Consider the following 25,110-nt stretch of genomic DNA (forward strand, 5'->3'; position numbering starts at 1 on the left):
GTACGCCGCGGTTTCGAGGTCGGTTTCAGACCTGGGCCAGCGCGCGGTCCAGGTCTTCGATGAGGTCGGCGGCGTCTTCGATTCCCACCGAAAGCCGCACGAGCGAGTCCGTGATCCCCATTGCCAGTCGCCGTTCCGGAGGAACCGAAGCGTGCGTCATGCGGGAGGGCACGTTGATCATGGACTCGACTCCACCGAGGCTCTCGGCCAGCTGGAAGAGTCGGGTGCCGGCGCAGAAGCGCGCGGTTGCCTCCGGAGACGGTAGCTCGATGCTCAGCATGCTGCTGAAGCCCCGCATCTGCTGCCTCGCCAGGGCATGCTGTGGATGGGACGCGAGACCGGGGTAGTGGACCCGCTCCACCTTTGCGTGCCCCTCCAGGTATTCCGCGATCCTCTGACCGTTCTCGTTGTGGCGGAGCATCCGGACCTCCAGGGTTTTGCACCCGCGCAGGCAGAGCCAAGCGTCGAAGGGTCCGGGAACGGCACCCGTGGACTTGCGGATGAAATAGAGGTCTTCCGCCAACGTGTCGTCGTTGACGACCAGTCCTCCTCCGATCACGTCCGAGTGCCCGTTCAGATACTTCGTGGTGGAGTGCATCACCACGTCAGCGCCCAGGGCCAGGGGATTCTGGTTGAAGGGGGAGGCGAACGTGTTGTCCACGCACAGGATGGCATCGCTCCCGTGCGCGATCTCAGCCAGGGTTGCGATGTCGCTCACCCGCATGAGGGGGTTGGTGGGTGTCTCGATGTGGACGAGGCGGGTGCTCGGGCGCAGGGCGTCCCGGACCTGGTCGGGGTCCCGCGTGTCCACGAACGAGAACTCGATCCCCAGACGGGCCAGGACGCGGGTGAACATGCGCGTCGTGCCCCCGTAGGTGTTCTCCTCACTGACCACGTGATCGCCGGCCGAGAGTCGCTTGACGACCGTCTCGATGGCGGAGAGTCCGCTGGCGAACGCCAGCCCATGGCGTCCGCCCTCGACCGCGGCCAGAGCGCGCTCCCACCCTTCCCGGGTCGGATTCTGGACCCGAGCGTACTCGTAGCCGCCCCGGGGCTCGGCGATTCCGTGTTGCACGTAGGTGGAGGTTTGAAAGATCGGTGGGGTGATGGCGCCGGTCACCGACTCGGGGGCCTGTCCGCCATGGATCGCCACCGTCCCGAAGCGGTGCGTCTGATCGGATTCGATGCTCACTCGGGGCTCTGCAGTTCAAAGGTCCAGTGGGTGCCGGCCTTTGACGCGACGCCGGCGGAAAAGAGCATCCGCGGAGGATGCCCGGCGCCGAATCTAGCCCGGGGCGCGGGGTGGGGGCCACCGGTCGTTGACCCCCCTGGAAGACGTGGCGAGCTTCTTGCACCCGCGTTGGGCGATCTCGTTATCCTGGAAGCGCTTTCGGCAGGCTGGACCGCACAGATGCCCATCCGATTCCCTCCCGACCTGATGGTCTCGGTTTCCGGGTTCCGCGGTCGAGTCGGCAGCCCGCTCACTCCCGAGCTGGTCACGGCCCTGGCCGCAGGCTTCGGGGCCTTTCTGCAGGAGGAAGGCTCCGGCGATCTGGTGATCGTGGGGCGGGACTCGCGCACGTCCGGACCCATGCTCGCCGCCGCCGCCATGGCGGGACTCACGTCGGTGGGCGCTCGGGTGGTGGATCTCGGGATGGTCCCGACTCCAACCCTGATGCTTGCGGTGGAGGAGGCGGGCGCTGCGGGAGGCATCGGGATCACCGCCAGCCACAACCCGGCTGAATGGAACGCAATGAAGTTCGCGGCGGGCGAAGGAGTCTTCCTCGACGCGGAGCGGATGGCTCGCTTCCAGCGCTACCTGCAGGAACGGGAGCCTCCCCGGGCCCGCTGGGACCAGCTGCACGCGGTGACCCAGGACGACGGAGCCGCGGCGCGGCACCTCGATCGGATCCTGGCTTTGCCGCTGCTCGATCGGGACGGGCTGGGACGACGCGGCTTCCGGGTTGCACTGGACTGCGTGCGTGGCGCCGGCGCCACGATCATGCCCGATCTGCTGCGTGCGCTCGGCACGTCGTTCGAGGTCATCCACCTCGAGGCCGACGGCCGTTTCCCGCGGGATCCCGAGCCCACCGCGGAGCACCTGGCCGAGCTGGGGGACCTGGTTCGCCGCACCGGGGCGGACGTGGGATTCGCGGTCGACCCCGACGTCGACCGCCTCTCCCTCGTGGACGAGAACGGCACGCCCCTGGGGGAGGATCTGACCCTGGCCCTGGCCGCGGCCGTGGTCCTCCGGCGGCAACCCGGCGTGGTTGTCACCAACCTCTCCACCAGCCAGGTCGTGGAAGACGTGGCCGCCTCCCATGGGGGCCGGGTGGTCCGCGCTCCCGTCGGCGAGATCAACGTGGCCCGTCGCATGCAGGCGGAGGGAGCGGTCGTCGGAGGCGAGGGCAATGGTGGGGTCATCCTGCCGGCGCTGCATCTGACTCGGGACGCCCCCGTGGGTGCCGCCCTCATCCTCCAGCACCTGCTGGACGAGGGCCTGACGCTCTCACAATCGGTGGCTCGGTGGCCTCGCTACCAGATCGTGAAGGAGAAGCTGGATTTTCCGCGAGAGGCCGTCTCCGACGCGTACCGCGCTCTGGCAGAGCACTTCCAGGGAGGGGACGCGGACCGGGCGGATGGGCTGCGCCTGGCCTGGCCCAAGCGACGGGCCTGGCTGCACGTGCGACCGTCCGGTACCGAGCCGATCGTGCGCCTCATCGCGGAGGCGGAGGATGTGAAAGGGGCCCGGGAGCTTGTTTCCGAGGCACGCTCAGTTCTTGAAGGAGTAGGCTGAAGTCATATGTGCGGCATCGTGGGCTACATCGGACCCAAGCAGGCCGGACCCATCCTCCTGGAAGGAATCCGCCGCCTCGAGTACCGCGGCTACGACTCGGCCGGGGTGACCATCCTCACCGAGCGGGGGAAGCTGGCCACCATCAAGAAGCCGGGGAAGATCAGCGAGTTGGAGAAGGCGCTGGACGGCATCATGCCCCAGGGGTCCGCGGGGATCGCCCACACCCGCTGGGCGACGCACGGTCCCCCCAACCAGATCAATGCCCACCCCCACACCAGCCGGGACGGGGACATCGCGCTCGTCCACAACGGCATCATCGAGAATGCCGAGCTCCTGAGGACCAAGCTCCAGGAGCTCGGCTACCGCTTCACGTCGGACACGGACACGGAGGTGGTGGTCCATCTGATCGACGAAGCGTGGAAGACCAATCCCTGCCTGGAGGATGCGGTCGCTGCCGCGCTTCTGCAGATCGAGGGGGCGTATGGACTCGCCGTGATCAGTTCGCGCGATCCCGGCAAGCTGGTCGCGGCCCGCAAAGGCAGCCCGCTGCTGCTGGGCATCGGTTCCAGTGACGGGGAGTTCTTCATCGGCTCCGACGTGGCGGCGATCCTCGAACACACCCGCAAGGTCGTCTACCTCAACGAGGGCGACTATGCGGTGGTGGGTGAGGACGGCTATGAGATCTACCACCTCGGCGAAGGGTCCGTGCGCCGCTCCGTGCACCAGGTCGACTTCGATCTGTCCGCCATCGAACGGGGCGGATTCGAGCACTTCATGCTCAAGGAAATCTTCGAACAGCCCAACACCATCCGCGACGTCGTGCGCGGTCGTCTGCTCGAAGAGGAGGGCATGGCTCGGCTGGGCGGGCTGGACGGCATGGAGGAGACGCTCGACAAGGTCAAGCGCATCGTCATCACCGCGTGTGGAACCAGTTGGCATGCTGGCCTGATCGGCGAGTACATGCTGGAAGAGATGGCGGGGATTCCGGTCAAAGTCGAGTACGCTTCGGAGTTCCGCTACAAGAATCCGGTGGTGGACTCCAAGACCCTGGTTCTGGCCATCTCGCAGTCGGGAGAGACCGCGGATACGCTGGCCGCCCTACGGGAGGCGAAGCGCCGGGGTGCGCACACGATGGGGATCGTCAACGTGGTCGGGTCGTCGATCGCCCGGGAGACGGACTTCGGCGTCTACCTGCACGCCGGCCCGGAGATCGGGGTGGCCTCCACCAAGGCGTTCACGAGCCAGATCGTAGCGCTCGCCCTCTTCTCCCTGTACCTGGGGCGTCGTCGCACGATGTCCATCTTGCAGGGACGCGAGTTCGTGCGAGCTCTGCGGGAGCTTCCGGGTCAGATCGAGGAGGTCCTGCAGCTCAACGGCGAGATCCGTGAGTTGGCCCGTGCCTACATGAGTTCGCGGAACTTCCTCTATCTGGGGCGCGGCTATCAGTTCCCGGTGGCGTTGGAGGGTGCACTCAAGCTCAAGGAAGTGAGCTACATCCACGCCGAGGGCTACCCGGCTGCAGAAATGAAGCACGGCCCCATCGCGCTGATCGACGAGAACATGCCCGTGGTCGTGCTGGCACCCAGCGACACTGTCTACGCGAAGGTCGTCTCGAACATCGAAGAAGTGAAAGCGCGCTCGGGCCGCGTCATCGCCGTCGTCTCCAACGGCAATCAGGAGCTGGCCCGCAAGGTCGACCATCTGATCCGCGTGCCGCAGACCCACCCCTGCCTGCAACCGGTCCTCACGACGATTCCTCTGCAGCTCCTGGCCTACCACGTCGCGATCCTTCGCGGATGCGACGTCGACCAACCTCGCAACCTGGCCAAGTCCGTCACGGTCGAGTGAGGGTCGTCCTTCAACGGGTGTCCCGCGCGGCAGTCCGCTCGGGCGGTCGCACCCTGGGCGAGATCGGCCCCGGCCTCGCGCTTCTGGTCGGTTTCAGCGCCCGCGACGATGGGGCTACCGTCGCGTGGATGGCCGACAAGGTCTCCGACCTGAGGGTGTTTGCGGACCCCGAGGGCAAGATGAACCGAAGCGTCGACGAAACCGGCGGCGAGGTTCTGGTCGTCAGCCAGTTCACGCTGTACGGTGATGCCCGGAAGGGCCGACGGCCCTCCTTCGTGCAGGCCGCTCCGCCCGCTGTGGCGATCCCGCTCTACGAGCAGTTCGTCGCGTGCATGGAGCGGCGCTTGCCTGGTCGTGTCCAGACCGGAGAGTTCGGTGCTGAAATGCAGGTGGAGCTGCTGGGTGACGGACCCGTCACGCTGGTCCTGGAGCGCTGAGCGACGACCCCAGACCGTGCGGTCGGCACCATGCGCTTGATTCTCGCCTCGGCGTCCCCGCGTCGCGCGGACCTCCTGCGCATGCTGGGGCTCCACTTCGAGACCTGGGCGAGCGACGTCCCCGAAGAACGCGGCTCGGGCGAGGCGCCGGAGGAGTACGTGGTCCGGTTGGCGCGCGAGAAGGCGGCAGCGGCTCCTGACCCACGCGCGCTGGTCGTCGCCGGGGACACGGTGGTGGTCCATCGTGGCGACGTTCTGGAGAAGCCCCGGGACGAAGCGGACGCGCTCGCCATGCTGCTGCGGCTCAGCGGCGAACCCCACACCGTCTTCTCCGGACTGGCCCTGCGTCATCCAGAGGGCGGGCTCTTCAGCACCTGCACGGAGGTCCGCGTGCACTTCCGCTCCTTCGACGCCGACACCGCGCGCCGCTACGTGGAGACGGGAGAGCCACTGGACAAAGCCGGCGCCTACGGAGTGCAGAGCAAGGGAGCCGTCCTGGTGGATCGGGTCGAGGGCGACTTCTTCGCCGTCATGGGCCTGTCGGTGGTGGCGCTGACGGACCTGCTGGGGCGTGCCGGCGTGACCTACCCGTTCGGACCCTTGGAGTGGTGAGGGAGGTGGAGCCGCTGGGCCCGGTGCGGTGGGGAAGGGCGCCCGGCACGGTGCGCGTTCTCGACCAGACGCGTCTCCCCGACCAGGAGGTCTGGGTGGAGGTCTCGGGCGTCGACGGGATGGTCGAAGCCATCCGTGCCCTGCGCGTCCGGGGCGCGCCCCTGATCGGAGTGGCCGCCGCGTTGGCGCTGGTGTCGTCGCTCGAGCGCTGGGTGGACGGGTGCGCGCGGTCCCGGACCGAAGCGCTGGCCCAGCTCGCCGCCATGGCCGAGACGCTGCGGCGAGCGCGCCCGACCGGCAGAAACCTGGGGTGGACGATGGACCGGCTCGTCGCGTATGCGGACCGGAGCGGTGCGGCCGACGCGCGCGCCCTGGTCGGGGCGCTTCGGGCGGAGGCCGATCGCATGGTCGCGGCAGAGGTCGAGCAGTGTCGGCGCATCGGAGAGGCTGGCCTGTCTCTGCTCCCGCCGCGGGATCCGGTGCGCCTGCTCACGGTCTGCAATACCGGTCAGCTCGCCACGGCCGGGATCGGAACGGCATTGGCCATCGTATACGCAGCGCACGAGGCCGGACGGGACATCGAGGTCTTCGCGTGCGAGACACGACCGCTGTTGCAGGGCGCCCGCCTGACCGCCTGGGAGCTGGCGCGTGCGGGCCTCCCGGTCACGGTGCTCACCGACTCGATGGCGGCTGCCTGCATGGCACTGCGTAGACCCGACCTCGTCGTGGTGGGAGCGGACGCCATCGCCGCCAACGGGGACGTTGCCAACAAGATCGGCACCTACGGGGTGGCGGTGCTGGCGCGTCACCACGGCCTTCCCTTCTACGTTGCAGCTCCCCTGTCCACGGTGGACCTGAACCTGGCGGGCGGCGCTGACATCCCGATCGAGCTGCGCCCGGAGTCCGAGGTGCGCGGAGCGGAGCCCGCGCGCGTGCCGGAAGGTGCGATGGTCTGGAATCCCGCCTTCGACGTCACGCCGGCGTCGCTCGTCACCGCGCTCGTGACCGACCGGGGTGTGCTCCGTCCTCCCTTCGGGCCGCGATTGGTGACGGCGTCGCAGGGTTCAGCCGAGCAATAGGGAGCGCTTGCCCCTTGGCCCGTGCACTCGAGATGCGGGTGCGGTGCCTTGCTCGGCCGTGCGGGCGGGTTCAGCTTCGTTCGTCGACCCGAGTGTTGAGGGGGAGCTGGGCATGCAGGAGGCCATCCTCGCCATAGACGAAGGGACTACCGGCGTCACGTGCTTGGTGGTGTCGGCGGACGGCCGTGCGGTGGCTCGGACCTATGCGGAGTTCACCCAGCACTTTCCGGCGCCCGGATGGGTCGAGCATGATGCGTCCGAGATCTGGAGCGTGACCGCCCGACTCGCCCGGGAAGCGCTGGCGGAGGCGGACCGAGCGGGCGTGCGTCCGGCGGCCGTGGGCATCACCAATCAGCGCGAGACACTCGTCGTCTGGGACCGCACCACGCTCGAACCGGTTCATCCCGCGATCGTGTGGCAGGATCGGCGCACCACGGTTCTGTGTCGGGCCCTCAAGTCCGCAGGGCATGAGCCACTGTACCGCCAACGCACGGGGCTCGTGCTCGATCCCTACTTCACCGGAACCAAGCTGACCTGGCTGCTGAGAGAGAAGCCCGAGCTCGCGCGCCGGGCAGCGGCCGGCGAGCTGGCGGCGGGGACCGTCGACAGTTGGCTGATCGCGCAACTCACCCGCGGTGCCGTGCACGCAACCGATCCGACCAACGCCTCGCGCACGCTGCTCTACGACCTGCGCAGCGGAGCGTGGGAGGAGTCGCTGTTGGACCCGTTGGAGGTGCCCCGGACTCTGCTTCCCGAGGTGCGCTCCTCCTCCGGTGACTTCGGAGTGGCGGTGGGCGAAGCGATCGGCCGCGACCTTCCCGTCACCGGGGTGGCTGGGGATCAGCAGGCCGCCCTCTTCGGCCAGGGATGCTGGTCCCGGGGGTTGGCCAAGAACACCTACGGCACGGGCGCCTTCCTGCTGCTGCACACGGGCTCGGATGCCGTTCCTTCACACTCGGGGCTCCTGACGACGGTGGCGTGCGATGCGAAGGGGCAGGTGGCCTACGCCCTGGAGGGATCGATCTTCATCGCGGGCGCGGCGCTACAGTGGCTGCGCGACGGCCTGGAGATCCTGGAAGACGCGACGCTGTCGGGGAGCATCGCCGCGTCCCTGTCCGGCAACGAAGGGGTCTACCTGGTCCCGGCGTTCGTCGGGCTGGGGGCTCCGCACTGGGTCCCGGAGGCCCGGGGCATGATCGTGGGGCTGACGCGCGGGACCCGCAGGGAACACTTCGTGCGGGCAGCGTTGGAGGCCATGGCCTACGGGACGGCAGACGTCCTGGAAGCGATGGAGGGCGATTCCGGCGTGGCCACGCGCGAGCTACGGGTCGACGGGGGGGCATCCCGCAACGACTGGCTGATGCGGTTCCAGGCGGGGGTGCTGGGGATTCCCGTGCGGCGGGCCGCTCAGGTGGAGACCACCGCCCTGGGGGCTGCCGGGCTGGCCGGGCTGGCCGCCGGCGTGTGGGCCGACGCTCCCGCCTTCCTCGAGGCGCAGGGCGAGCCGGATCGATTCGAGCCGACCCTGCCCGAGGGCGAACGCTCGGCCCTGCGGGCCGGATGGAATCGGGCGGTGACGGCTGCCCGGGATTGGGGGAGGGCCGGAGCCTAGGGGAAGCGCGCTGCGCGGGGCAGGGCCGGGGGACGAGCCCGCTGCGGGGCAGTGGGAGCACGCCTCGCGGAGGGACCCCGCCGGGGTATATTTCAGGACGTACTCGGGAGACGGTGTCTTCGAGGAGATCGAATGAAGAAAGATCGACGGTTCATGGTCGGCCTGGTCGGTGTGGCCGCCGTGGTGAGCTATCTGGCCTGGACAGGCGTCCGGGAAGCCAAGGTCTACTATCTGACCCCCACCGAGCTGATGGCTCAGGTGCAGGCGGATCCTTCCTATCACGACGTCGGCGTCAAGGTGAGCGGGAAGGTCGTGGACGGCAGCTATCACAGCGCCAACGGGGAGCTCCTGCACACCTTCCGGGTGGCCGATCTGGAGGATCCCTCGGTGACCTTCCCGGTGGAGTATCGAGACCTGATCCCCGACACCTTCGCCGAGGCGTCCGAGGTCGTCGTCGAGGGCCGCTTCCGGGCCGACGGCGTCTTCGAGGCCACCACCGTCCTCACGAAGTGCGGTAGCCGCTACGAGGCCGCGCCGGAGGCGATGGCCGGGTGATTCAACTCGGAGAGCTGGCGCTCTGGATCGCGCTCCCCATTGCGTTGTGGGGCGCGGTGCTCGCGTTCGTGGGCGGGCGGTCGGGACGAGGGGATCTGGTGGCTTCGGCCGAGCGCAGCGTCTACGCCGTGTTCGCGCTCATCGTACTCGTCTCGGCCGGAATCATCGCTGCCTTCGTCGGAAACCACTACGAGTACTGGTACGTCGCCTCCTATTCCAATCGCGAGCTCGATCTGTTCTACAAGATCTCGGGCCTGTGGGCGGGACAGCGGGGCTCCCTCGTCTTCTGGGTGTTGTGGCTGACGTTCTTCTCGAGCGTCACCGTGTTCAGCAACCGCAAGAGCAATCGGGAGTTCATGCCGTACGTGGTGGGGACGCTCCTCTCCATCACCACCTTTTTCCTGGTCGTCCTCCTGTTCGCGGACGTCAATCCGTTCGAGCGCCTGGACTTCGTGCCGGCGAATGGGCGCGGGCTCAACCCGCAGCTTCAGAACTACTGGATGACCATCCATCCCCCCACGCTCTATCTGGGGTTCACGGCGTTCACCATTCCCTTCGCCTTTGGTGTGGCGGCGCTGCTGAGTGGCCATCTGGATGCGCGCTGGATCAAAGTGACCCGGCGTTGGACCCTCTTGTCGTGGTTCTTCCTGTCCAACGGCATCATCTTCGGGATGCGTTGGGCCTACGAGGAGTTGGGGTGGGGCGGGTACTGGTTCTGGGACCCGGTGGAGAACGCCTCGCTGTTGCCCTGGCTCAGCGCCACGGCCTTCCTGCACTCGATCCAGGTCCAGGAAAACCGGGGAATGCTGAAGATCTGGAACATGTCCCTGGTGTTCCTGACCTTCCTATTGACGGTGTTCGCGACCTTCCTCACGCGATCGGGACTGATCGAGTCGGTCCACTCGTTCGCACAGGAGCTCAAGATCGCCTACATCTTCTTGAGCTTCATGGGCGCGCTCGTCATCGTGGGCGCCGTGCTCATCCTCTATCGCAAGCAGGAACTCAGGAGTGAGCATCAGCTGCAGTCGTTCCTGTCGCGGGAAGCGGCCTTCCTCTTCAACAACCTCATCCTGATCGGCGCTGCTTTTGCCGTGCTGTGGGGGACGATCTTCCCGCTGGTGACCGAAGGGCTCACGGGGCAGAAGGCCAACGTGGGACCGGAGTACTTCAATCGCGTCAACGTGCCGATCGGCCTCGCTCTGCTGGCCCTGACCGGGATCGGTCCCGTCATCGCCTGGCGCCGGGCCACCGCGCGCAACTTGAAGCGTTCCTTCTCCGTGCCGCTGGCCACGACCGTGCTGGTCCTGGCCGTGCTGGCGGGCCTGGGGATGCGCAACGGATGGGCCCTCAGCACCTTCGCGATCTCCACGTTCGTCCTCACCATCATCGTCCTGGAGTTCTGGAAGGGCACCAAGGCGCGGGCCCGCATCGAAGGGGAGGGCTGGCTCCCGGCGCTCTACCATCTGGTGCAGCGCAATCGACGTCGCTGGGGCGGATACGTGGTGCACGCTGCCGTCGTCGTGATCTTCGCCGGGTTCGCGGGGAGCGAGTTCGATACCGAGGTCCAGCAGACCGTCAACCCCGGGGACACGATCGAAGTGACCTCGGCCTTCGGACACACCTACCACCTCACCTACGAGGGGCTCTCCACCTCCAGGGACGGGAGTCTGGGTACGTCTCAGCCGAACGTCCTGCGTTGGGTGGCGACCTTCGACGTGCAGAAGGACGGTGAGCCGCACGAGGTCATGACGGCGGAGCAGCACTACTACGTGGTCAACGAGCAGCGAGCCTCCGAGGTGGGGATCCGTTCCACGTTCCTCGAAGACCTGTACGTGATCCTGGCCGGTGTCGAAGACATGCAGGGCACCATGTTCGAGGGAACCACCGGAGACGCCGAGCGCGCGACGGTCGAGGTCCAGGTCAACCCGTTGGTGGGGTGGATCTGGTACGGCGGGATGATCCTGGCGCTGGGGTCGCTCATCGCGCTTTGGCCCACCGGCGTCGTACGGGTGGAGACCGCGCCAACGGAGCGTGCCACGCTCGAGAGGGTGGGATAGACCTGTGCCCTTCCTCGCCACTGCGGGGGCCGTCCTCTTCGCGTTCGCAATCGTCCTGTTTGTGTTGGAGCCGCTCCTCACCGGGCGCTCGGCTCTGCTGCAGGCGGAGGACCGTGCCGACAACGAGGCCTTCCGCAAGCATGCGGCCCTGCGTGCCCTGCGCGATCTGGAGTACGACTTCCAGACCGGTAAGCTCGACGAGGGGGACTACCGGGCCCTGAAGCGAGAGTTGGTCGCGGAGGCCGCCGAGGTCCTCTACGACGGGGCTGCCGGACCCACCGATTCCGTGGAAGCAGAGATCCGCACGGTGCGCGAGCGCATGCGCGCGGGGACGGCCTGCACACACTGTGGGGCCGAGGTGCTGATCGAGGGGCGCTTCTGCGCCTCCTGCGGCGCGCCGCTGGGTGCGGCGAGCCCGACATGAGCCGCGGGCTGGGCGCCCGCAGCCTGACTCGACGCTACGGGGCCACCTTGGCCCTGGACGACCTCTCCCTCGACATCGAGCCGGGGTGCTTCCTGACGCTGTTCGGACCCAACGGGGCAGGGAAGACGTCCCTGCTGCGGGTGCTGGCTGGCGCGCTCCGACCGGACCGGGGAGAGCTTCTGTGGGACGGGGAGCCGCTCGATCCCCGGGACGAGACCTGGCGCGCCCGCCTGGGGGTTCTGTCCCACCGTTCCTTCCTCTACGACCAGTTGACGGTGCGCGAGAATCTGAAGTTCTACGGGGCGCTGTACAGCCTGAACGACGTCGCGCGGCGGATCGACGAGAGCCTGGAGCGGTTCGGTCTGGGGAAGTGGCAGCATCATCCGGCCAAGGCCCTGTCGCGCGGCCTGACCCAGCGTCTCTCGCTGGCGCGGGCGCTCCTGCATGACCCGCAGGTCGTGCTCCTGGACGAGCCCTACACGGGCCTGGACGCCCACGCGGCCGCTCGTCTCGGCGAGATCCTCACCCACCTCAAGGACGGGAAGCGCCTGGTGGTGATGGTGACCCATGACCTGGTGCAGGGTGCCCGGCTCGCAGATCGGATCGCCATCCAGGTCGCGGGCAAGCTGCGCCTCGTGACGGACGACTTCCCCGCCGATCCCACCGGTTTGGAGGGACTCTACCAGCGCACCGTGGGCTTGGCCGCATGAGAACGCTGAAGGCGGTGGGCTGGATCTGTTGGAAGGACGTGGCCATCGAGATCCGGACCGGGCGCCGATTCACGCTCATGGGCGCCTTCGCCGTCTTGATCGCGGTGCTCTTCAACTACGCGATCGACCCCGGCGTCGTCCGCCCGCGCGACTTCGCCAGCGCACTTCTGTGGTTGACGATCGTGTTCGGAGGCCTTCTCGGGCTCGGTCAGACGTTCCACCTCGAAGACGAGAACGGCGCGCTGGAGGGCGTGCTGCTGACCCCCATTCCGAGGGAAGCGATCTTCTTCGCCAAGGTCATCTCCAACTACCTCCTGGTCCTGGCGCTCGTGCTCCTGCTGCTCCTGCTCTTCGCTCTGTTCTTCGCGGTCGACTACGGGCCCAGCTGGCCGGCCCTGCTGGGTCTCCTGGCCCTGGGAGCCCTGGGTTTCGTGGCGGTGGGAACGCTGTTCGGCGCGATCACCGCCCGGTCCTCCATGCGTGAGACGCTGCTGCCGGTGCTGGTCTTCCCCGTGCTGCTGCCGGTCGTGATCTACGGCTCCGGCGCCACCAGCAGACTGATCGCCGGCCTCTCGGTCTCCGAGGTCGGTGGCAATCTGCGCATGTTGGGAGCGTTCGCCTTGCTCACGCTGACCGTCGGGGCGATCCTCTTTCGATTCGTTGTGGAGGATGCATGAACGACACGGGTTTGCGCAGTGGTGCCATCGCCCTTGGCGTCGTGGGCGTCGGGGGCGTGCTGCTGCTCTATTGGATGATCTTCTTCTGGGTGCCCACGGAAGCGACCATGGGCGTCGTGCAGCGCATCTTCTATCTGCACGTCCCTTCGGCCTGGGTGGGTGAGCTCGCCTTCGGCCTCTGCGCCCTCTGTTCGGCCGTCTACCTGTGGCTGCGGGACGAACGCCTGGACATGGCCGCGGTCTCGCTGGCCGAGGGCGGGCTGGTCTTTCTCACCATGACGTTGATCGCCGGACCCCTGTGGGCGCGGGTCGCGTGGGGATGGTACTGGCAGTGGGAGCCGCGCCTGACGCTGACCCTTCTGCTGTGGTTGATCTTCTTCGGGTACTTCATGGTCCGGGGGTCCTCGGGATCGGAGGAGCGGGGGCGCCGCTTGGGAGCCGTCATCGCGATCATCGGTGCCCTGGACATCCCGTTCATCCATTTGTCCGTCGTATGGTTTCGTTCTCTGCACCCGCAGCCGGTCGTGATGAAGCCGGAAGGTCCCACGCTCGATCCGCGCATGCTCGCGACGCTGCTGACCGGCCTGGCCGCGTTCACCGTCCTCTTCTTCTCCCTTTTCCTGCTGCGCTACGGCCTGGAACGAGCGCGCCGGCAGGCGTCGGTCTTCCTGGAGGGTGCTCGATGATGAGAGTCGTCCGCTGGTTCGGGCCCGTGGTGGCGCTGCTGTTCGTGGTGCTGGCGGGGCCGGAGTCCGTGCTCGCCCAGGAGGTCGGCGACCGCGTGGCGAGAGGATCGCTGCGACCGTACTGGCATGTCTTCGCAGCGTACGCGATCGCGTGGGTGCTGGTGTTCGGGTGGATCGTGAGCATCGCCAGGCGCTTGGGCAAGTTGGAGCGGGATATCGCCGTCTCCAGAGACTGAGTCTGGACCGCGAGGGCCGCACATGGTCTTCGACCTGCGCAGCGATACGGTCACCCGCCCGGACGCGGCCATGCGCGCCGCCATGGCGGAGGCCGCGGTGGGCGACGACGTCCTCGACGGCGATCCCACCACCAGGGCCCTCGAAGAGCGTCTGGCGGTGCTCCTGGGTCAGGAACGCGCGCTCTTCTTTCCCAGCGGAATCATGGCCAACCAGACGGCGCTGGCCGTCCTCGGACCTCCAGGGACCGAGGTGTTGTGTGAGCAGGATGCCCACGTCCTGACCTGGGAAGAGGCGGCGGCCGCCGCGCATTCCGGGTTGCAGCTCCGGGGCGTGCCGGGCGAGCGTGGCCGGCTGACGGTGGCCGCCCTGGATGCGGCATGGCGCCCGCCCTCGCGTCTGGTTCCCCGGGTCTCGATCCTCGAGTTGGAGAACACCCACCTCTCCGCGGGGGGCGCCGTGCTCCCCGTCGCGCGGTTCCAGGAGCTCGTCGGCTGGGCCCGCGAGCGGAAGCTGGCCGTGCATCTGGACGGAGCTCGCCTGTGGCACGCCCACGTGGCCACGGGATGCGCCCTTCGCGAGTGGGGCGCGCTCGCGGACACCGTGATGGTCACCCTATCGAAGGGGCTGGGTTGCCCGGTGGGGAGCGTGCTGGCGGGATCGGAAGCCTTGATCGACGAAGCGTGGCGCGTCCGGCGTCGGATGGGTGGCGGCCTGCGTCAGTCCGGGATGCTGGCGGCTGCAGGTCTCTTCGCGCTCGAGCGCAATCTCCCTTTGTTGTCCGAGGACCACGAAAAGGCTCGCCTGCTGGCGTGTGGGTTCGCCCGCATCCCATCGCTCCGGGTCACGGAGCCCGAGACCAACGTCGTGATGATCGACCTCATGGACGAGGCACCCCCCACGGAGTCGGTCCTGGACAGCCTCGCTCGCCGGGGCGTGCGCCTCAGCCGCTTCGGGGAACGACGGGTGCGGGCTGTGACCCACCGAGATTTCGCGCTGGCGGACGTCGAGCGTGTCGTTACCCTCGTGGGGGACGTCCTGACGGCGGAGGGGGCAAGTCCTTGACTGGCTTGAGAGTGGACCTGCGGTTAGCTTTTGGCCAAGCCCCGGAAGGGGTTAGGCCGCATGTCTCGCCCCCGAGGGGCAGGGTCTACGGCAACTACACTGAGACGGAGGTTCCATTCCCATGAAGATCGCTCGGGGAGTATTCTCCGGGGCGATGGTCCTCACGGTGGCGCTCGCCACCACGAGTTCGCTCGCGGCCCAGAGCACGAAGGTGCCGAGCACGCTCCGTTACGGCTCGGGTCTTCTCGACGTGCCGGTCGCCAGCGTTCTCCCGCACATGGCCATCGTCGGGACCTATTCGGGATTCCCAGTCAGCATCGACCGCATGGTCCAGACCAACGCCCGCGGCGACATCGTCGGCCGCGGCGGATCGTTCGACAAATGGTTGTCGGACGCGTCTGTAGCGATCGGTCTCTTCGACCGTGTCGAAGCCGGTGTCACCGTTCAAAACTTCTCGGATGCCGAGCAGGGTGGCACCATGGTGGGTGCCTTCGGCCGGGTCGCCCTCATCCGCCCGGAAGCGCAGGGTCTGGGTCTGGCTGTGGGCGCGCGTTACGTGACGCCGCCGTCCTTCGACGGGACCTCTCGCGACGACTATCAACCGGGCCGGCTCGGCTATCCGGACGCCCGTTTGGTGGAGACCTATCCCGGTAGCGGTAGGGACGACGTCAGTACCGCCTTCACGCCTTACGTGGTCGGAACGGCGCAGCTGCGCGGCTTCGACTCCGACGTTCTGCCGGAGCACGACTTCACGTTCGCGCTCGGGTGGGGTGCCGGGATGTTCAAGGACGGCGACCAGCTTCCCTGGTATTCGTTCGTGGACTCGGAAGGGTGGTTCACCGGCGCGGCCCTCCATATGGCGCTGGGCGAGACGAGCCTGCTCAACCTGATCGGTGAGTGGAACGGCTTCGACATCAACCTGGGCGCCCAAGCGGACTTCGGCGGCTTCCGCATCGGTGGCTTCCTGCTCGGCGCGAACTACGCTGAGGAGACTTCGATCTACCGGTCCAAGAAGTTCGGCGTGCTCGGCTCGGTGGCTCTCTGCCCGCAGACGGGTGGCCTGTGCAAGCCCGGACTGCTGGATCGGCCCATGCCCGACACCATCGTGCTGCCAGCGCCTCCGCCGGACACGGTGGTCGTGGAGCGCACGGTCGCGCCGCCGCTCCCGACCGGGACGTCGACGCCGATCTGTCTGGCGACCGGTGCCACCGAGACGGTGCTCGTCACCGCACAGGGCGACACGTTGGTCGGCCCGCAGCGTGTGTCGGTCCGTCAGTTGCGGCCGGGCGTTGTGTTCGCCGGAACGTATGCCGAGGGCGCCAGCTGGTTCGAGAACGACGAGGCGGTGACCTTCGAGCGCCGTCGCTACTCCAAGTCGGGTGGCGAGGTGCGCCTATCCTGTAACGACATCATGCAGGTGGGTGAGTTCAACGGTGTGCCGCTCTTCGCGGATCGCGGAGGGTCCACCCCGTACCAAACGGTGTATGTGCCGGTGCGACCGGGGGTCTGGCAGGCCTATCAGTCGGGCCTGCAGCGGACGCGCGGCTAGCGCACGGTCTGCCTAGAGAGGTGGGGGTCCGTTCCTGACGGGGCGGGCCCCCTTTCTTTTGGCACCCTGCGGGCAATGACCCTCCCGTGGTGTCTTCCTTTCCAGGGAGCGCGGGGTTCCGCCACGTCCACACGGACATTGCTCGTCGGGCAGGGCGGGCTACCTTCGGGAACGATCCTCGGGGGCAGGCTTCCGTCGCCAGCCCGATGACCCAGCCCTTGGTAGGCCATGAAAACGGCTCCCCCCTCTTCGAACCCGGACGGCGCCCCGGTCTCCGCGGCCGGCCCACCACAGACGCCCTGGCCGGAGCGGGCGCTCAGCCCTGGACGGGCTGTGTTGCTGCCCCTGGGGTTCGCCCTGGCGCTGGCTCTGTTCGGATGGTCGGTCCTGGCCGGACAGGGGCTCCTCTTGCGCGCGTGCCTCTCCGCCGCCGGTGTCGCCGGTCTTTGGGCGCTGGCCCTGCTGGTCTCGGCTCGACGCCAGGGACGCACGTTTACACTCGGCTTTGCCCTCTACAAACACCATTGGGTGCAGGCCCTGGCGCAGATCGTCGTCTACGCCTGGTGGGGGTGGTATGTGCGGGTCGTGTACGCGTACCTGCCCTTGCTCTTCGCGCAGGTGCTCTTCGCCTATGCGGTCGACGCCTTGCTGACCTGGTCGCGACGCGACCGCTACTCGCTCGGGTTTGGGCCGCTCCCGGTGATTGGCAGCATCAATCTCTTCCTGTGGTTCCGCCCCGAGTGGTTCCATTTCCAGTTCGCCATGATCGCCGTCGGTTACCTGGGGAAAGAGCTGATCCGTTGGACGCGTGACGGCCGTTCCGCGCACATCTTCAACCCGTCGTCGTTCCCGCTGGCGCTCGTCTCGATGGTGCTCATCGCTACGGGAGCGTCGGACATCACCTTCGGCAACCTGATCGCCAACACGCAGCACGATCCGCCATTCATCTACCTGGCGATCTTCCTCGCCGCGCTACCCGGACAACTCCTGTTCGGTGTGGCACGCATGACGCTGGCGGCTGTGGTCACCATGGTCGTGTTCGGGTGGGCCTATTTCCAGGCGACCGGGACGTACTTCTTCTACGACTCCTTCATTCCCGTTCCAGTCTTCCTCGGCATGCATCTCTTGTTCACCGATCCCTCCACGTCCCCCCGCTCGGAGCTGGGGCGGGTCGGGTTCGGAGTGCTGTATGCTCTGGGCACGCTGGTCTTCTACGTCCTCCTGACCCGGGGGGGCATCCCGACCTTCTATGACAAGCTGCTCCCGGTGCCGCTCATGAACCTGACCGTGCGCGGCATCGACGGGGTGGTGGCGAAGGGCGGCCTCCGTGCGCTCGATCCGTCACGCGTGGGACGAACACTGACCCCGGCGCGGCGCAACACGCTCTGGGCCGGCATCTGGACGCTGGTGTTCGTGGCCTTGATCGGAACCCGGGCCCTCGGGGATCGTCACCCCGGGCAGTACCTGCCGTTCTGGGCGAACGCGTGTGCGCAAGGCAGCGAGAGGGCCTGCGACTATGCCACCTTCCTCACGCTGGCCTACTGCAACAACGGGTCGGGCTGGGCGTGTAATGAAGTGGGAATCCAGGCGGCCGCTCTGCGCCAGGACCCGCGGCTGCATTTCTCCCGAGGGTGCGACGGCGGCTTCGAGCCAGCCTGCGAAAACGCACGCCGGGCGGCAGCGGGGCGGGGGGACTGGGTACGCGAGTCCCCCACGCTGGCCGATCTTCCCATCGTCCTCAGGGGCACCAAGCCGGCCCTCCGAGAACGAGACCCGGGACGCCTGCTGGCTCTGGCGTGCGAGCAAGGCTGGGAAGGAATGTGTCGTCCCGCATCGTGACCGAGCCCCACTTCTTCACCTCGCCCGCCGAGTTCCGCACCTGGCTGGCCACGCACCACCGGTCGGCAACGGAGTTGTGGGTGGGCTATCACAAGAAGAGCACGGGCAAGCCCAGCTTGACCTGGCCCGAATCGGTGGATCAGGCGCTGTGCTTCGGATGGATCGACGGTGTACGCCGCTCCCTGGGCGCCGAGGCCTACACGATCCGCTTCACCCCACGAAGGGACGCGAGTGTCTGGAGCGACCGGAACCTCCGCCGCATGGAGGTGCTCCTCGAGGGGGGTCTCGTGCGCCGCGCGGGGAAGGACGCCTACGAGCGGAGGAAGGAGCATCTGAGCCGCCGCTACTCCTTCGAACAGGACGAGATTGCCTTGCCCCCGGAGTTGGAGAAGCGCTTCCGCGCGAACCGGAGGGCCTGGAAGCACTTCGGCGGCGAGACAGCCTCCTACCGGAAGGCCGTCACCTGGTGGGTGGTCAGCGCCAGGCGGGAAGAGACCCGCCTCCGACGCCTGGATCGCTTGATCGAGGACTCGGCGGCGGGATTTCGCATCAAAGAGATGCGGCGCTGACCCGCCGTCGGCGGGCGCGGACCTCAAGGGCCCGTCGGCGCGCTCTCCGAAAAGAACAGGTCGAGGACCGTCTGCGGGGGTGGTGGGGACAACCGGCTCACCACCACCATCAGCCCCAGGGAGAGCGCCGGCCCGAAGAGTGCCGGCCAGATGCCCCCGACCCAATTCTCGAACGAGCCCGTGGTGAGATACCCCAGCCCGTACCACCCCACGCAGGCAAGCGCCCCTCCGGTCATCCCCGCCAGCGCTCCCGCCTGAGTGGCGCGCGGCCACCAGAGGCCGAGCAACAGCGGAAACGTGAAGGCGGAGGCCATGAGGCTGAAGGCCATCGTCACGATCCAGAAGATCGTGGCAGGGGGATCGATCGCGACCAGCACGGCTGCCAGTCCCAACGCCAGCGTCGACAGGCGCGCGATCCGAACGCCACGCTCCGTGTCGATGGCCCTCCGGCTGAGAGGCACCACGAGATTCTCGACCACGAGCGAGCTGGCCAGGAGCAGCACCGAGTCGATGGTGGACATCGTGGCACCCAGGACGGCGGCGACGATGAGTCCCCCCAACGCCGGTGGCAGAAGCATCGAGACCAGGGTGGGAAGTGCCAAGTCCGGGCGATCCAGCTCGGGGAGCAGCACGCCGGAGGCGATCGCGATCAAGGTGCCGCAGACGAACACGAAGCTCGAGAACCCGATGGAATAGACCAGGGCCCGCCTCAGCGTGTCGGCGTCGTCCGGGATCAAGAATCGGGTCACGGCCGCGGGAGCGCCGCCGATCTGGAAGAAGCCCCACACCAGGAAGGAGGAGACCACCCACAGCGCGGGCATGCCGCCCAGGAAGTGAATGCCCTCGGGATTGAGGGCCGCGTAGCGCAGGTGCATCTCGGCGAATCCCCCGGCGCGGGAGACCGCCACCGGCGCCAACAATGCGAAGCCCAACACCATGATGGTCCCCTGCACCAGGTCGGTCCACGCGACGGCGTGCATCCCACCCACCACCGTGTAGAGGATCACGATGCCGCCGAAGAGGAAGAGACCGGTCAGGTAGGGAAGTCCGAGCAGAACCTCGAAGACGTTGCTGGCGGCCTTGAGCTGGGCCGCGATCAAGGGAATGAACGCGATCAACATGATCGCGGTCGCGAGGCCCCCGATCCGTCGGCCGTAGTAGCGCGCTTCGAAGACGTCGACCAGCGTGGTCAAACGGACGCGATCGGAGACGCGCCGTAGCCTTTCCCCTACGAGGACGTAGGTGAACCAGGCGGCCGCGGCGGACGAGACGCCTCCGGGCGAGAAGTTGTAGCCCAAGACCCGCTCCGTGCCCACGGCGCCCATGTAGGAGCTGCCGCTCATCTGCGTGGCGGAGTATGAAAAGCCGACGGTGGCTGGTCCCAGCTTCCCCCGCGCCAGGAAGTACTCCTGCCGGGAACCCTGGCGTCGGTTGAACCAGAGCCCCGCTCCCAGCAGCACCAGGAAATAGACCACCAGGATGGCGGAGTAGACCGCTGTGCCGGCCACGCTACTTGCCGGTGCGGACGTAGAAGAGCGCCGCGCCGACCACGAACGGGTAGCCCCCGTAGATCAGCAACCACACGCCCCAGTCGAGGTGCGCGGGCCCGGCCGGCCAGTCCAGCACCAGCGCCACGCTTCCTCCCACCAGGAAGAGCGCCATCAACAGAAAGGTGACCCAGGGGGTGCGGGGGCGGATGGGCGTCACTGCCAGGCGTCCTCGAGCACCCTGAGGATGTTCTCTCCCAGCACCTTGGCCATGTCCGACTCCGAATACCCGTGCGCTACCAGCCAGCGGAGGATGTTCTTGGAAGCCTCCGTCGGATTCTCTACGCCCTTCACATACGCGACCCGTTCGTAGGTAGGACTCGCCTCCCCGGACTCGGCCCGGTGCGAATCCCCGATGGACAGTTGGGCGGTGTAGACCTGGTGCAGGCCGACGTGATCGCCGTAGAGCGTGTCCGGACCGAACGCCACGTGCTCGATGCCGACCAGGTCGGCCACGTACTCGAAGTGCTCCATGAAGGACTCCAGGTCGTGCCGCGGGTGCTTCGCGGAGACCGTGGTGTGCGGCGCAGCTTCGATGCCGATGACGCCACCTTCGCCCGCGACCGTACGAATCACCTCGTCCGAGGCCAGACGCTTGATGTTCCAGAGGCCACGCGCGCCCGTATGTGTGAGGAAGATCGGCTTGCTGCTTTCGCGAGCGGTGTCGATGGCGGTCTGGTCGCTGGTATGGGCGCAGTCGATGGCCATGCCTACCTCGTTCATACGCGCCACCGCCTTGCGGCCGAAGGCGGTCAGGCCCCCATCGCGACTTTCCTTCAAGCCGCTGCCCAGCGCGTTGGACTCACTGTAGGTGATGCCCAACACCCTCAACCCGATTCCGTACAGGATCTCGATGCGATCCAGCTCGTTCTCGATCATGGCCGCGCCTTCCTGCGCGGGTACCAGGGCGATGCGGCCCTCCCGGTGCGCGCGATGGATGTCGTCGACCTTCTCACACCGGATGAGGAAGTCCTGGTGGGCGAGGTCACACAGGCGCATGCCCATGTCGTAGATGACGTCGCTCCACTTCCAGCCATTCTTCGACGTGATGAAGGAGGCGCCGTCCTGGAAGTTGTCGAAGACGCAATCCCAGTAGGAATCGGATAGCGCCTCGTAGGCCGTCGCGACGCGCGCTTCCTGGTCGTACGGTCGGATCTCGTCGGCTCGCTTGGGGAAGAGGTGCGGATGCTCGTGCAAGGAGATCATGACCAGCCGCGTGGCCAGCTCCTCCACGCGCACTTCCTGTTCCGCCGAGAGCGGGAGCAGATAGGGTTCGAAGGGAGACGCGCCGTCGATCAGGTCGAATTCGCGAAAGTCACGCGTTGCGCGCAGGTAGTCGAACGATCGATATCCCGAGTAGCGCTTGCGCTTTCCCGTGCCCATGCTCGGAGCTCCCGTCCGCTGGTGAGGTCCGGGCAATAGACCTGCCGCTGCGGATCAGGACAAGGCGGGCGGAGGCGGAGCTGCAGCGGGAGGGCGGGCGGCCCCTCCCGCTGCAGCGCGGGAGGACTAGAAGTGGTAGTGGATTCCGCCGCCGAAGACGAAGGGGGACCAGTTGTAGTTGTCGAAGCTGGCGAGGACGAAGCCGGCCTCCAACGACCAGAAGAGGGGTGGGAAGCTGTCGTCATCCGGCGAGAAGGCCTCCTGCAGGTCGAACTCGAAACCCGCCCCGCCTCCGAGTCCGATGGTCGTCTCCGCGTCGCTCACTCCCAGGATGCTGTACGCGTAGCGCCACATGCCGACGGCGCCGTAGCCGTAGACGTCGTACTTCTCCTTGTCCTGGAAGTCGTAGTTGACGCGCCCCGAGAAATTGGTCACTTCGCCGAGCGCGCCCACGACGGCCTGCAGTTGAATCTGATCACTGGCGTCGTAGCGACCGCTCAGCCCGTACGAAGGCCAGGAGCTCTGGAAGCCGATGCTGTAGGGGGAATCCTGAGCGGCGCCCGCCAACGGGGCACACGCGAGCGCGGCCGCCACCAAAGCGGCCACTCGGGTGGGAGTGGATCGAAGCACGGTAGCCTTCCTCTGGTTGAGCGTCGGGACCGGGTGATGGGGTGGCTCCCCGTCTGCGCCTGGGGTCCGACCGACGGCCGGATCAACCCGGCTGTGATGCATTACGCGGAAGTACGCGTGCGACCGTCAGGAGAGGCGAGGCAAGCAAGCACCCCGCGGGCGCGGGGGTGGTGCCGGTCCAGAAGACGAACCTTCAGGTGCGAGAGCGCAGCTCGCGCGCCAACCAGGCCCGGGCAGCGCGCCATTCCCGCTCGACGGTCGACTTGGACACGCCCAGGATGTCAGCGGTCTCGGCGACGTCGAATCCAGCGAAGAAGCGGCACTCCACGATGTCCGATTGGCGCCCGTTCAGCCGGGACAGGTCCGTCATGGCCAGGTCCAGAGCCAGGAGGTCCTCCGCATGGGTCTGACCGGCGGCAGCCGCTTCGTCGAACGTGACCAGGGCCACATCGGCGCCCCGTTTCCGCGTCGAGCGTCGGCGGGCTGCCTCCACCAGCACCTGGCGCATGGCCCGCGCCGCGATCCGTTTGAAATGCAGCAGGCTCTCGGGATTGAGCTCCCGCGAGCGCGCCAGCTTCAGGTAGGCCTCGTTGACCAGAGCGGTCGGATTCAGCGTCTCGGTGGGACGGGATCGCTGGATCGAGGTAGCCAAGCGCCGGAGCTCTTCATAGGCGAGGCTGAACAACTCGTCGAGGTCGGGTGGAGGGCCTGGCGGCATGGCGCGGGCGATTCGGGGAGCGGAGGAGGGCCCGGGAGGGCCGGTAGCGCGCCCCAAGAGTAGGACCGGCGTGCGGTCGCGGCCAGGAAGGGCCGCGCTTCTTCTCGACTCGCCAGGATTCCCTGGCCGCCGCCGGTGCTCAGTTCAGGTACTTCTCCAGGATCCGATTGGTCGCGTCCAGCACGGCCATCGCCGCACCGCGTGCGGCGTCGGCTTCGTCGGTGGCGAACGATCCCAGCAGTCGGTAGCTGTGCTCCCCGGATCGACCCCGGATGGAAACGATGACGATCCACTGATCGAAGGCCCGCACCGCCTTGACGCCGAGCAGCTCCAGGGCGATCCGATTGGCCGTCGCAGCTTCGGCGGCCTGCACCGCGGCCAGCGCTCCGACCCTGAGGCGACCCTCCAGCGTGTGCGTGCCTTCGGAGGCCCCCTGAAAGCGGTCCCCCTGGAGCTCCAGGCTGAGCCGGGCCAGGCATTGGCCGTTGGCAAAGACTTCGTAGCTGAAATCGTCGAAGCGGAGACGTTCGCGGCGTTCCATGGGTATTCGGGGGCGTGGGGAGCCCGTTCCTACGTACGGGCGGGAAGAGGTGCAAGCTCCGCGCCATCAGGCAGGAGCCCCTTGGGTCGGGTCGGAGGGAGCCGGCGGCCGTGAACTCGTGCTGACAGCGGGGGGCTCGCCGGGCCCGGACCCGAACGGGGCGCGGCCCGCTCCGGCTAGGGACGGCGCGCACCCGCGGGGCGGGCACCGCGCAGACGTCGGGCCAGCGGGGGCAGCGCGCCCAGCGCCACGAGCAGCACTCCGGCGAGCAGCGCACGAATCCAGGCCTCCCGAGAGGCTTCCCGCGAGCCCTGCAGCAAGGCGTCTGCGAAGAACGTGTAGATCGCGGTGGCCGGGAGGCCGCCCACCAGCGTGGCGAGGCCATAGCGGGACCACGGCATGCCGGCCAGTCCTCCCGCGTAGTTCACGACGGCGAACGGAAAGAGCGGGACGAGCCGCATGGTGAGAACCGCGACAAACCCATGCGCCTCGGTTGCACGGTCCAGCGCCTCGCGCCGGTCGCCGACCAAGCGCAGCAGGCCGTCGCGCCCGAGCCCGCGAGCCAGATAGAACGCCAGGGTGGCGCCGAGGTTCGCGCCGAGCGAGTTCCAGAGCAGTCCCCAGCCGAATCCGTAGAGTGCGCCGCCGGCCAAGGTGAACGCGGTGGCGGGGAGCGCCACGGCGGTGGAGAGCGCGTACGCTGCGACGAAGGCCGACGGTCCCCACCACGAGTCGCGGGCGCTCCCCACGATGCTCAGGACGCCCGGTGCAGAGAGGAGGTCACCGAGGGGGAGCAGGCGCGCCCCCGCAGCGACTGCGAGCAGCAGCGTCACCAGGGCGAGCAGTCGCCCCAGACCTGGAGGTCGCCCCCCTAGGTCCACGACCGCACCACCTTCCGCAACAGCGCTCCCTTCCACATGTCGAGTTGCGCCCGCCGGAATCCGTCGGCGGCCCGTCTCCATGCCTCCATGCGGGTCGGGTACGGGAACATCGTGTTGGACAGAGCCGCGATGCCGAGCCCGTGGGCGTGTCTGGCGGAGGCCAGGAGTGCCTTGGAGGGCACGCACCCGGTCCAGAGGCGATCGCCTCCCAGGCGTTCGCGCTCCACCAGGGCGACGCGTGCCCCCAGATACGCGGCGCCGGCGGCCGTCACCAGCCCCGCGGTCCCACCGCCGACCGCGACGATATCGAACTCGTTCTCCAACGCAGCCCCCTGCTTCCACATGCCGACCCGGCCTGCGAAACCCACCCCTGCAGCGGGGAGTTCCAGGTCCCGCGCCCCCCTCCGGCCGCGTGCCCAAGCTCGAATGGCGAGGCCCCGGGGCCGCCTTTAGCTTTCCCTCGTTCCTGGGGCTCGGGGAGGGGGTTTCGCTTTCTCTTCGGGTCGACTAGGTTGTCTTCGCACTCCGGATTCCGGGCCCCAGCGCGGGCGCCGCCGGAGGGTTTCCGCGGCCGTTCCGGAGGAGTCAGCCCACGATGCCTGCCGTCGATATGAACGATCAGAAGAAGAAGGCCCTCAGCACCGCCCTAACGCAAATCGA

The 25,110-nt window shown here is 67.8% G+C and carries 25 protein-coding genes and 1 pseudogene; 17 read left to right on the forward strand and 9 right to left on the reverse strand.

Annotation, left to right across the window (positions count from 1 at the left end; all coding sequences use genetic code 11):
- Positions 1-25: 25 nt before the first annotated feature.
- Positions 26-1,192: a cystathionine gamma-synthase gene (locus tag R3E10_19175; GenBank protein ID MEZ4417886.1), complete on the reverse strand. Its 1,167-nt coding sequence runs from the start codon at positions 1,190-1,192 to the stop codon at positions 26-28.
- Between the two features lie 219 nt (positions 1,193-1,411).
- Here R3E10_19175 and glmM point away from each other — a divergent pair, with 219 nt between their 5' ends.
- The 17 genes from glmM to R3E10_19260 all read left to right on the forward strand — a co-directional run bounded on the left by glmM (position 1,412) and on the right by R3E10_19260 (position 18,750).
- Positions 1,412-2,797: a phosphoglucosamine mutase gene (gene glmM, locus R3E10_19180; protein ID MEZ4417887.1), complete on the forward strand. Its 1,386-nt coding sequence runs from the start codon at positions 1,412-1,414 to the stop codon at positions 2,795-2,797.
- 6 nt (positions 2,798-2,803) lie between these two features.
- Positions 2,804-4,645 (forward strand): glutamine--fructose-6-phosphate transaminase (isomerizing), encoded by a 1,842-nt coding sequence (gene glmS / locus R3E10_19185; GenBank protein ID MEZ4417888.1) that lies wholly within the window; start codon positions 2,804-2,806, stop codon positions 4,643-4,645.
- On the forward strand, positions 4,642-5,082 hold the full coding sequence (dtd, locus tag R3E10_19190; protein ID MEZ4417889.1) for a D-aminoacyl-tRNA deacylase: 441 nt from the start codon (positions 4,642-4,644) through the stop codon (positions 5,080-5,082). The genes glmS and dtd overlap by 4 nt, the downstream gene beginning before the upstream one ends.
- Before the next feature lie 30 nt (positions 5,083-5,112).
- The gene (locus tag R3E10_19195; GenBank protein MEZ4417890.1) at positions 5,113-5,694 is read left to right on the forward strand and encodes a Maf family protein; all 582 of its coding nucleotides are present in this window, start codon (positions 5,113-5,115) and stop codon (positions 5,692-5,694) included.
- Positions 5,688-6,773, forward strand: coding sequence for an S-methyl-5-thioribose-1-phosphate isomerase (gene mtnA, locus R3E10_19200; protein ID MEZ4417891.1), 1,086 nt, complete (start codon positions 5,688-5,690; stop codon positions 6,771-6,773). The genes R3E10_19195 and mtnA overlap by 7 nt, the downstream gene beginning before the upstream one ends.
- Positions 6,774-6,885: 112 nt before the next feature.
- Positions 6,886-8,385 (forward strand): glycerol kinase GlpK, encoded by a 1,500-nt coding sequence (glpK, locus tag R3E10_19205; GenBank protein ID MEZ4417892.1) that lies wholly within the window; start codon positions 6,886-6,888, stop codon positions 8,383-8,385.
- A gap of 132 nt (positions 8,386-8,517) precedes the next feature.
- Positions 8,518-8,940, forward strand: a complete 423-nt coding sequence (locus R3E10_19210; GenBank protein ID MEZ4417893.1) for a cytochrome c maturation protein CcmE — start codon at positions 8,518-8,520, stop codon at positions 8,938-8,940.
- Positions 8,937-10,997, forward strand: coding sequence for a heme lyase CcmF/NrfE family subunit (locus tag R3E10_19215; GenBank protein MEZ4417894.1), 2,061 nt, complete (start codon positions 8,937-8,939; stop codon positions 10,995-10,997). The genes R3E10_19210 and R3E10_19215 overlap by 4 nt, the downstream gene beginning before the upstream one ends.
- Positions 10,998-11,001: 4 nt before the next feature.
- On the forward strand, positions 11,002-11,421 hold the full coding sequence (locus tag R3E10_19220; GenBank protein ID MEZ4417895.1) for a hypothetical protein: 420 nt from the start codon (positions 11,002-11,004) through the stop codon (positions 11,419-11,421).
- On the forward strand, positions 11,418-12,131 hold the full coding sequence (gene ccmA / locus R3E10_19225) for a heme ABC exporter ATP-binding protein CcmA (protein MEZ4417896.1): 714 nt from the start codon (positions 11,418-11,420) through the stop codon (positions 12,129-12,131). The genes R3E10_19220 and ccmA overlap by 4 nt, the downstream gene beginning before the upstream one ends.
- Entirely contained in the window at positions 12,128-12,808 is a 681-nt protein-coding gene (locus tag R3E10_19230; protein ID MEZ4417897.1) for a heme exporter protein CcmB, read from the forward strand. The genes ccmA and R3E10_19230 overlap by 4 nt, the downstream gene beginning before the upstream one ends.
- Complete coding sequence (locus R3E10_19235; GenBank protein MEZ4417898.1) at positions 12,805-13,494, forward strand: cytochrome c biogenesis protein; 690 nt, start codon at positions 12,805-12,807, stop codon at positions 13,492-13,494. The genes R3E10_19230 and R3E10_19235 overlap by 4 nt, the downstream gene beginning before the upstream one ends.
- A complete protein-coding gene (locus tag R3E10_19240) occupies positions 13,491-13,730 on the forward strand; it encodes a CcmD family protein (protein ID MEZ4417899.1) in 240 nt (79 codons plus the stop codon). The genes R3E10_19235 and R3E10_19240 overlap by 4 nt, the downstream gene beginning before the upstream one ends.
- 22 nt (positions 13,731-13,752) lie before the next feature.
- Positions 13,753-14,793, forward strand: coding sequence for a threonine aldolase family protein (locus R3E10_19245; protein ID MEZ4417900.1), 1,041 nt, complete (start codon positions 13,753-13,755; stop codon positions 14,791-14,793).
- 121 nt (positions 14,794-14,914) lie between these two features.
- Positions 14,915-16,342 carry a hypothetical protein gene (locus R3E10_19250; protein ID MEZ4417901.1) on the forward strand — a complete coding sequence of 476 codons (1,428 nt, stop codon included), beginning with the start codon at positions 14,915-14,917 and terminating at the stop codon, positions 16,340-16,342.
- A 333-nt stretch (positions 16,343-16,675) separates the two neighbouring features.
- Entirely contained in the window at positions 16,676-18,181 is a 1,506-nt protein-coding gene (locus R3E10_19255) for a hypothetical protein (protein MEZ4417902.1), read from the forward strand.
- Positions 18,163-18,750, forward strand: coding sequence for a YdeI/OmpD-associated family protein (locus R3E10_19260; protein ID MEZ4417903.1), 588 nt, complete (start codon positions 18,163-18,165; stop codon positions 18,748-18,750). Before R3E10_19255 ends, R3E10_19260 begins: the two co-directional genes overlap by 19 nt.
- Before the next feature lie 23 nt (positions 18,751-18,773).
- On the opposite strand, the gene R3E10_19265 is transcribed toward R3E10_19260, so the two are convergent.
- The 8 genes and pseudogenes from R3E10_19265 to R3E10_19300 all read right to left on the reverse strand — a co-directional run bounded on the left by R3E10_19265 (position 18,774) and on the right by R3E10_19300 (position 24,794).
- Entirely contained in the window at positions 18,774-20,258 is a 1,485-nt protein-coding gene (locus R3E10_19265; GenBank protein ID MEZ4417904.1) for a sodium/proline symporter, read from the reverse strand.
- A 1-nt stretch (position 20,259) separates the two neighbouring features.
- The gene (locus R3E10_19270) at positions 20,260-20,457 is read right to left on the reverse strand and encodes a hypothetical protein (GenBank protein MEZ4417905.1); all 198 of its coding nucleotides are present in this window, start codon (positions 20,455-20,457) and stop codon (positions 20,260-20,262) included.
- Positions 20,454-21,680: a membrane dipeptidase gene (locus R3E10_19275; protein ID MEZ4417906.1), complete on the reverse strand. Its 1,227-nt coding sequence runs from the start codon at positions 21,678-21,680 to the stop codon at positions 20,454-20,456. Before R3E10_19275 ends, R3E10_19270 begins: the two co-directional genes overlap by 4 nt.
- Positions 21,681-21,806: 126 nt before the next feature.
- A complete protein-coding gene (locus R3E10_19280; protein MEZ4417907.1) occupies positions 21,807-22,310 on the reverse strand; it encodes a hypothetical protein in 504 nt (167 codons plus the stop codon).
- A gap of 193 nt (positions 22,311-22,503) precedes the next feature.
- Complete coding sequence (locus R3E10_19285) at positions 22,504-23,028, reverse strand: ECF-type sigma factor (protein ID MEZ4417908.1); 525 nt, start codon at positions 23,026-23,028, stop codon at positions 22,504-22,506.
- Between the two features lie 139 nt (positions 23,029-23,167).
- Complete coding sequence (locus tag R3E10_19290) at positions 23,168-23,569, reverse strand: hypothetical protein (GenBank protein MEZ4417909.1); 402 nt, start codon at positions 23,567-23,569, stop codon at positions 23,168-23,170.
- A 176-nt stretch (positions 23,570-23,745) separates the two neighbouring features.
- Complete coding sequence (locus tag R3E10_19295) at positions 23,746-24,450, reverse strand: TVP38/TMEM64 family protein (GenBank protein MEZ4417910.1); 705 nt, start codon at positions 24,448-24,450, stop codon at positions 23,746-23,748.
- Positions 24,451-24,593: 143 nt separating this feature from the next.
- A pseudogene (locus R3E10_19300) lies at positions 24,594-24,794 on the reverse strand (FAD-dependent oxidoreductase).
- Positions 24,795-25,110: the final 316 nt, after the last annotated feature.

This window comes from Gemmatimonadota bacterium (assembly GCA_041390105.1).
In the GTDB taxonomy this organism is placed as follows: Bacteria; Gemmatimonadota; Gemmatimonadetes; order Longimicrobiales; family Gaopeijiaceae; genus JAGQIF01.

Bases quoted from the DNA above. Each gene is read 5' to 3' on its own strand.
- glmM (MEZ4417887.1), top strand. From the start codon at position 1,412: ATGCCCATCCGATTCCCTCCCGACCTGATGGTCTCGGTTTCCGGGTTC.
- glmS (MEZ4417888.1), top strand. From the start codon at position 2,804: ATGTGCGGCATCGTGGGCTACATCGGACCCAAGCAGGCCGGACCCATC.
- R3E10_19195 (MEZ4417890.1), top strand. From the start codon at position 5,113: ATGCGCTTGATTCTCGCCTCGGCGTCCCCGCGTCGCGCGGACCTCCTG.
- glpK (MEZ4417892.1), top strand. From the start codon at position 6,886: ATGCAGGAGGCCATCCTCGCCATAGACGAAGGGACTACCGGCGTCACG.
- R3E10_19210 (MEZ4417893.1), top strand. From the start codon at position 8,518: ATGAAGAAAGATCGACGGTTCATGGTCGGCCTGGTCGGTGTGGCCGCC.
- ccmA (MEZ4417896.1), top strand. From the start codon at position 11,418: ATGAGCCGCGGGCTGGGCGCCCGCAGCCTGACTCGACGCTACGGGGCC.
- R3E10_19230 (MEZ4417897.1), top strand. From the start codon at position 12,128: ATGAGAACGCTGAAGGCGGTGGGCTGGATCTGTTGGAAGGACGTGGCC.
- R3E10_19235 (MEZ4417898.1), top strand. From the start codon at position 12,805: ATGAACGACACGGGTTTGCGCAGTGGTGCCATCGCCCTTGGCGTCGTG.
- R3E10_19240 (MEZ4417899.1), top strand. From the start codon at position 13,491: ATGATGAGAGTCGTCCGCTGGTTCGGGCCCGTGGTGGCGCTGCTGTTC.
- R3E10_19245 (MEZ4417900.1), top strand. From the start codon at position 13,753: ATGGTCTTCGACCTGCGCAGCGATACGGTCACCCGCCCGGACGCGGCC.
- R3E10_19250 (MEZ4417901.1), top strand. From the start codon at position 14,915: ATGAAGATCGCTCGGGGAGTATTCTCCGGGGCGATGGTCCTCACGGTG.
- R3E10_19275 (MEZ4417906.1), bottom strand. From the start codon at position 21,680: ATGGGCACGGGAAAGCGCAAGCGCTACTCGGGATATCGATCGTTCGAC.
- R3E10_19285 (MEZ4417908.1), bottom strand. From the start codon at position 23,028: ATGCCGCCAGGCCCTCCACCCGACCTCGACGAGTTGTTCAGCCTCGCC.
- R3E10_19290 (MEZ4417909.1), bottom strand. From the start codon at position 23,569: ATGGAACGCCGCGAACGTCTCCGCTTCGACGATTTCAGCTACGAAGTC.